This window comes from Pseudoalteromonas sp. SR44-5 (assembly GCF_014163675.1).
GTDB lineage: Bacteria > Pseudomonadota > Gammaproteobacteria > Enterobacterales > Alteromonadaceae > Pseudoalteromonas > Pseudoalteromonas rhizosphaerae.
In genome coordinates this window covers 1-5,981 of the sequence record NZ_JACJDT010000083.1, presented here as the reverse complement: position 1 = coordinate 5,981, position 5,981 = coordinate 1, and the positions used below count along the sequence as shown (strand labels likewise).

Sequence of the window (5,981 nt, the reverse complement as noted above, 5' to 3'; positions counted from 1 at the left end):
TTACCACTTCAGGCTCATTACCTGTTAATTGTGAGGCTTCTAATTTATAAGCAAGCTCTCTACCTTGTACGCAGTGGATAAGCTTAAGGGCTAGGCTAATCTCGTTATTCTTCAAGGAAAAAGCCACCATGCGGTGGAGTAATTGAAGGCTTGCTGTCTGACTTTTCTGTCCTCTATCTATTTCAAGTAGTTCAATAGATTCGCTCGTAAGGCATAAAAAAGACTCTGTGACTGGGACATTAACGACCGAAAAATAATTAAGCCAAGCAATTAATCTATTTACTCTAATATTTAGCGGGAGTTTATTTTTTATTCCCTCGAGAAACATATCATCATATATACGAATTGCTTGTTGGTATCGGTCCTCAGCAATACCAAGAGCACCAAGTTCTTGAAGCAACAACGCCATATTCATGTAAGTAATTGCCAAGTTATTTTGAAATGCAACCGGTTGCTGCTGCCCAGAATGATCATAATACATGCTAATTTCTACCATTAGCAAGATAGTATGCTGGTATTCTCGTCTGGCTTCGTTCAAAAGGCCCTGCTTTTTGAGTAAGTTTGCCCTGTTCATGTAAGTAAGCGCTAAGTCATTTTGATACAGGATTGACCACTTTCGCTCATTTTCATGACAATGCACACGAATATTTTCCCTTAAAATAAGGGCTTGTTCAAATATTGTTTTTGCATCATCTAATTCACCTGTATCCATAAGTATGATAGCAAGCTTGCAATAAGCCTCCGCTAAATCGTTCTCATGAATAATAGTCCACTCCTGCCCGCTTGCATCCAGATACACACGAATACCTTCTCTCAGATAAATAGCATTGTAGTATTGCTCTTTGGCATCATCTAAGTTTCCGGTATCACTTAGTAAATTACCTAGACTCATATAAGCCAATGCTAAGTCTTCTTGGTATCTAACAGGCCACTTTTCACTATTTTCATAGTACCACTTGCAAATAGCTTCCATCAAAGTGATTGCTTTTTTCAATTGCTCATAACTATAGTTCCACTCACCAGTCTCAATATGTACAATAGAAAGATTAACGTAAGCACCTGCCAAATTGTTTTGATATTTTATTGGCCACTGCTGTCCCTTACGTTCACAAAATCTACGAATGTCCTCCATCAAAAGAATAGCTTTTCGACATGTTTCTTGTGCATCATTAAATACGCTGTTCGTTATATGCAAAGCTGTAAAATTTAAGTATGCGTAGGCCAAATCACTTTGGTGCGCAATCGGCCATTGCTTTTTATTATCATCACACCAACTTCGGATCCCTTCATATAAAAAGACGGCTTTTTGATATTTCTCTTTGGCTTTATCTAAGACGCCAGACCTCATAAGCAGAATGGCAAAATTTAAATATGCACTAGCCAAATCTTTTCGATAAGTAATTTGCCATTGTTGTTCATTATTACCACACTGAGAAAAAATTTTTTCCCTTAAAATTATAGCTTTTTGGTATTGTAATCTAGCTTCATCCAGTAAACCTATATCATCAAGTAGATTCGCATTATTAATATAAACATTACCTAAATAATTTTGGTGTTGAATTGTCCACTCCTTGTTATTTTCATTACACCAAGCGCGGATACCTTCTCTTAATAGGATAGCTTGTTGTTGCCGTTCTAATGCATCATCAAATGCTCCTTGGAGTTTAAATATAGATGCTTGATTCATATACGCCGACGCCAAGTCATTTTGCTCATTTATAGACCATTCTTGTTTAAACGCACAGCGCCACGAACGAATAGCCTCCATTAAAATAATGGCCTGCTTATGTTTATTGCATGCATCAGCTAATTGGCCAATATCTTTAAGTAAAAGAGCGAAATTATTATTTGTCTTTGATATCAAATCTAAAAAATCAATATCATCATTAGATTCTACAATAATTGTATCTGGCAAAAATGCTAAGATTTGTTGGTACATTTTAGCCGCTTCATTAAGGTCATTATTTTGATGATGCGTTACGGCTCTATTTAGTAAGATACCAAGTTGATCACTATCCATATTTAATCCCCAGTGCTGATTTCTGTTTATAAAGTCTTTACTTCCCTAAGTTTAGGGTAAGAATATAGAAAGATAAGGAACTAAAAGACTGTTTTATGAGCAAAACTGCCGGCCAAAAAACGACAAACAAGAAGTTATAGTGAATAAATTAATTGAGTTGATTACAGATGTCGATAGTTTTTGAGGAGCTTTTCTACCGAAATTAAAAGCCTATCAAATTTAGTAAGTTAAAATAATAACCATCATTATTCTATTTCATATACGACATCACTAGATTTTATAAAGGAAACCTTGACTTACTTACATGAAAAACTTTCCAACATAACTAAGTTACTAAATACTTTTAAAGCTTACGCCGTTAGTTTTCAAAGATCAGTATCATTTCAGTAAGCTGATAAAAAGGAATGACACATGACAAATCAATTCAACTTCGAAGATGCATTTAAGGCCCTTTAATCAGATAAAAAAACTTAATGGTAAAGATGATGTGCTCACATCACTTATCACACAGCTAAACAAGTCAGCACTTAATGCTAAGCTTGAACGGCATCTTGCTAATGAGCAAAAGCCTAACTGTGGAAATGGCTCTAGTACTAAAACATTTAAGTCATCGGTTGGCAATTTTGAGCTAGATACCCCAAGAGATCGAAGTGGTAGCACTGAGCCTCAATTCGTCAAAAAAAATTAAACCACGCTTAATGATGAAATAGACTCAAAAATCCTATCTATGTGTTCAGCATGGGCATGAGTTATAGAGATATCAATAAGCACATCGAAGATATGTACGGCATGAACGTTGCCACAGGTACGATAAGTGCTATTACCGATAAACTTGTACCGGAGCTCAAAGCATGGCAACAACGGCCACTTGATAGTCACTATCCGATTGTTTGGCTTGATGCTATATGGACTTCCCATAGTTGCTAGCCTAAGGTTTCATATAAATGAAAAAAGCCATCAATCATGTAATGAATTGATAGCTTGAACCGGTGGTGGGCTAATTATAATAAGGAAGCTCTAGCTCTTTAGTGTTTTTAGGAATGCGATTCATTAAACTGGTCTTTATGTAAACTCTTACACGAGCCATGTCACGTACACCTTTTGCTAAAAAGTCATCTTTGTAATGTTCAACTAGGTTTGATTTTACAAAATATGAAGAAATATCTAAGCTTTTAGCAGTGTTGTTATCCAATGCTTTTACCATTTCACTCGAATCTAAGATAAATGTGTCATTTTGCTCTTTAGCAATTAAAACAACTTGCTTTTGTTTGATAGCCTCTCTGAGAGAGCCTATGTTTTCAATCAAAATAACTAATGATTCATCATTATTTTCTGCCTCAAACACTTGCTTATCAGGCTCTTTTTCATCAATATCTATTTTCACATCTGTGCTATCAGCTTTGTCATATTTATCACTTAGTGCGGTGACTTTTTCCTCAGTATTTTCTTTAAATAAAAAAGTTAATTTATCCACAGTTTGCTGAATAATAGTGCTATCAAGTAACTTTTCAGGCACAGATTGGTGCTCTAAGATACGCTGAAGAAAAATTACAATGACCACTGTAAATATCGTAGTTAAACAAAATTTCATTAAGGCTTTCATACTATAATCCTATTCCGCTAGTGCCGATTTAATTGCTTCTACAATGTTAGGGTAATTAACTGATGGTGCCTCTGGCGCCGTCGTTTCCCATTCAGCTGAATTAATTACTTTAATTTTTATGTGATTAATATCGCTTACAGTCTGACTCGGCCATTCGAGTTGCTTGAGCGATATAGTTGATGCGAACTTATTCTGTTGAGCAAAATCTTCAGCAAGCTCGTAAAAGTGACTAGCCTCTATCAATGCATCTTCTGCAGCGGCTTCTAAGTCCATTTTGTATGTATCAATATGTTCTAGGTTATTAGCTAGGTAATTTTTTTTGCTAATCAGCATTTTACTAAAATCTTGTTTATGACCAAGAATGACTTTTTTAAATTCTAAGCGCTTTAATAGAGAAGCTGCTTTTCTTTGGTTTTTTCTGCTGAGTTCACCATTTTCTACTTTTTCAAGCATCGCGGCTAATTCCGATTTGAGACTATTAATATCTTTGTTTAGGCCATCTACCTTTTCATCTAATACCACTTGTGCTTCGTCAACATAGTCATTTTCTTGCGCCGTGTATGTACCTAAGCGACTTGCATGCGATTGAGCTTCGTCATATAAACTTGCATTCTTTTTGAGGCCTATCGACAACTCTTTATATATAACTGCTTGGCATATATTTGGGGTGGGCTCAGTATGGCATTTCGCAAGTGATTTTCGCGCTTTATCTTTTTGCTTTAAAGCTTGTGTATTTGCTTTATTCACCGCGTTAGTTGCATCTGTTTGGGCTTTAACAAATTCATTAGCTTTAACCGTTAAGGGCTCTTTATCAACCTGCAGTGTAAGTTGCTGACTTGCAGTTGCTGTGAAAGATAGGGTTGAACACATAGCAGCGAATATTAATGTTTTATAGCGTTTCATTGGGTATATCTCCATTTTAAATATACCTTGTTATAACGCTTAAGCTTAAGGGTTCAAATGACAAAAGTTAGTTACCCCCTAGGGGGTAACTAACTTTTAAAATTCAACTCTATTTTTTTGAGATTAAAATAAGAAACTCTCTACATACTTGGATATTACAACATGTCTCCTTTTGGATTAATTTCGGTAACAATTATGGTTCTGGTTTTACTTTGTGCAATTAGAGCGTATGTGAAAGCATGGAGGCTTCCAATTATATCTAAGCATGATTTAAAAACCCATGCAGATAGAAAGACCTTTGAGGACACGCTTTATTTGTTAGACTTTGTGACTACTAACAGCTCAACCTTGGGGCTCTTTTTTACTATATTGGGATTATGCCTTTCTCTCAGCGTTGAAAGCAGTCAAATGAGAGCAGCCATCGGCCCTGCATTAATAACAACTGTGATTGGCGCTTTTGCCAACTTACTAGCACGTAATGGTAAGTTACAACTTAGAAAAAAGGTAGTTTAATAATGAGCAGCCTAAATACCCTATTAAACGATGAGTTAGACTCAATACAGTCAGCATTAGACTTATTTATATCTTTAGTTTGTGTTTTATTATTAGAGCTAGCAATCCCTGCTACTCCACAAGATAAAGTTGATGGCACTACTCAAGGTCAATCAACTAATGTGAAAGAACTTGTGGTGTACCCAAGTAGTAAAAAAAATGAATTTATCAATGCAGACGGGGATGTTGTAAAAGAGTTTGCTGCGGACAAAATTATTTTAGCTTTGGATGAAAATATGTCTATAAAACTTAGCTTAAGTTGGCAGAAACAGTTAATGTCTAAAGCACAGGGTAAACCACTATTTATAAGAACTATAAACCTATAAGCTATATATTGAATAAATATCATTAAAACAAATTAACCTTTATTGCTATGAAATAACTTTTGTGTATTTGCTTTTGACTTATATCGTTTAATTAGTTTATTGACGTTAATATCTTAAAATTAAGTGTCGTTTGTAGTTAGAGCAGGACATATAAAAGACTCTAATGAATAAATCTTAATGACTATTTGAAGTAATTTTTTAAGTAAAAACGAGTCAAAGTTATTACAAAATCTAATTTGAATAGTACAAGTCAAAACACCTAGATTAAGAGCCATAAGATATTATTGTCTTATGGCTTTTTCTTTTTACACAACAAAAACCGTGTGTATATTTTGTGTATTTTTGTGAAAAAGCCCTTAAAAAATAAAATATATAATAAGGACAAATAGCCCGTATTTACTGGTGTGTAGAGCTTGTGTATTTTGTAGAGTGTTTTAAAGTGGGGGCTGGGTATTCCAAACTTGGGATTGGCTATAAAAGCAAAACGAATTGAAATTATGATTCGCGAGCAAACACAAATTCAACTTGAAAAAATAGGTGGGCTAAAATATTTAAATGCCCAAGCTATTGAACGCGG

At 34.9% G+C, this 5,981-nt stretch carries 5 protein-coding genes and 1 pseudogene; 3 read left to right on the top strand and 3 right to left on the bottom strand.

Going from position 1 to position 5,981, the window contains the following annotated elements; translation table 11 throughout:
* Window positions 1-2,020 (bottom strand): tetratricopeptide repeat protein (locus H5154_RS22180; RefSeq protein ID WP_182719652.1); only part of this gene is annotated, 2,020 nt, incomplete at its 3' end.
* A 411-nt stretch (window positions 2,021-2,431) separates the two neighbouring features.
* Here H5154_RS22180 and H5154_RS23885 point away from each other — a divergent pair.
* Window positions 2,432-2,926 (top strand): annotated as a pseudogene (locus H5154_RS23885) (transposase); the annotation flags it as partial.
* Window positions 2,927-3,017: 91 nt separating this feature from the next.
* Here the strand turns inward: H5154_RS23885 and H5154_RS22165 are convergent.
* Window positions 3,018-3,623, bottom strand: a complete 606-nt coding sequence (locus H5154_RS22165; protein WP_182719649.1) for a hypothetical protein — start codon at window positions 3,621-3,623, stop codon at window positions 3,018-3,020.
* Window positions 3,624-3,632: 9 nt separating this feature from the next.
* A complete protein-coding gene (locus H5154_RS22160) occupies window positions 3,633-4,526 on the bottom strand; it encodes a hypothetical protein (protein WP_182719648.1) in 894 nt (297 codons plus the stop codon).
* Between the two features lie 162 nt (window positions 4,527-4,688).
* Between H5154_RS22160 and H5154_RS22155 the strand changes: the two genes are divergently transcribed.
* Both H5154_RS22155 and H5154_RS22150 read left to right on the top strand, forming a co-directional pair.
* On the top strand, window positions 4,689-5,039 hold the full coding sequence (locus tag H5154_RS22155; RefSeq protein ID WP_182719647.1) for a MotA/TolQ/ExbB proton channel family protein: 351 nt from the start codon (window positions 4,689-4,691) through the stop codon (window positions 5,037-5,039).
* A gap of 2 nt (window positions 5,040-5,041) precedes the next feature.
* The gene (locus tag H5154_RS22150; protein ID WP_182719646.1) at window positions 5,042-5,404 is read left to right on the top strand and encodes a hypothetical protein; all 363 of its coding nucleotides are present in this window, start codon (window positions 5,042-5,044) and stop codon (window positions 5,402-5,404) included.
* Window positions 5,405-5,981 lie beyond the last annotated feature (577 nt).

Bases quoted from the DNA above. Each gene is read 5' to 3' on its own strand.
- H5154_RS22160 (WP_182719648.1), bottom strand. From the start codon at position 4,526: ATGAAACGCTATAAAACATTAATATTCGCTGCTATGTGTTCAACCCTA.
- H5154_RS22165 (WP_182719649.1), bottom strand. From the start codon at position 3,623: ATGAAAGCCTTAATGAAATTTTGTTTAACTACGATATTTACAGTGGTC.
- H5154_RS22150 (WP_182719646.1), top strand. From the start codon at position 5,042: ATGAGCAGCCTAAATACCCTATTAAACGATGAGTTAGACTCAATACAG.
- H5154_RS22155 (WP_182719647.1), top strand. From the start codon at position 4,689: ATGTCTCCTTTTGGATTAATTTCGGTAACAATTATGGTTCTGGTTTTA.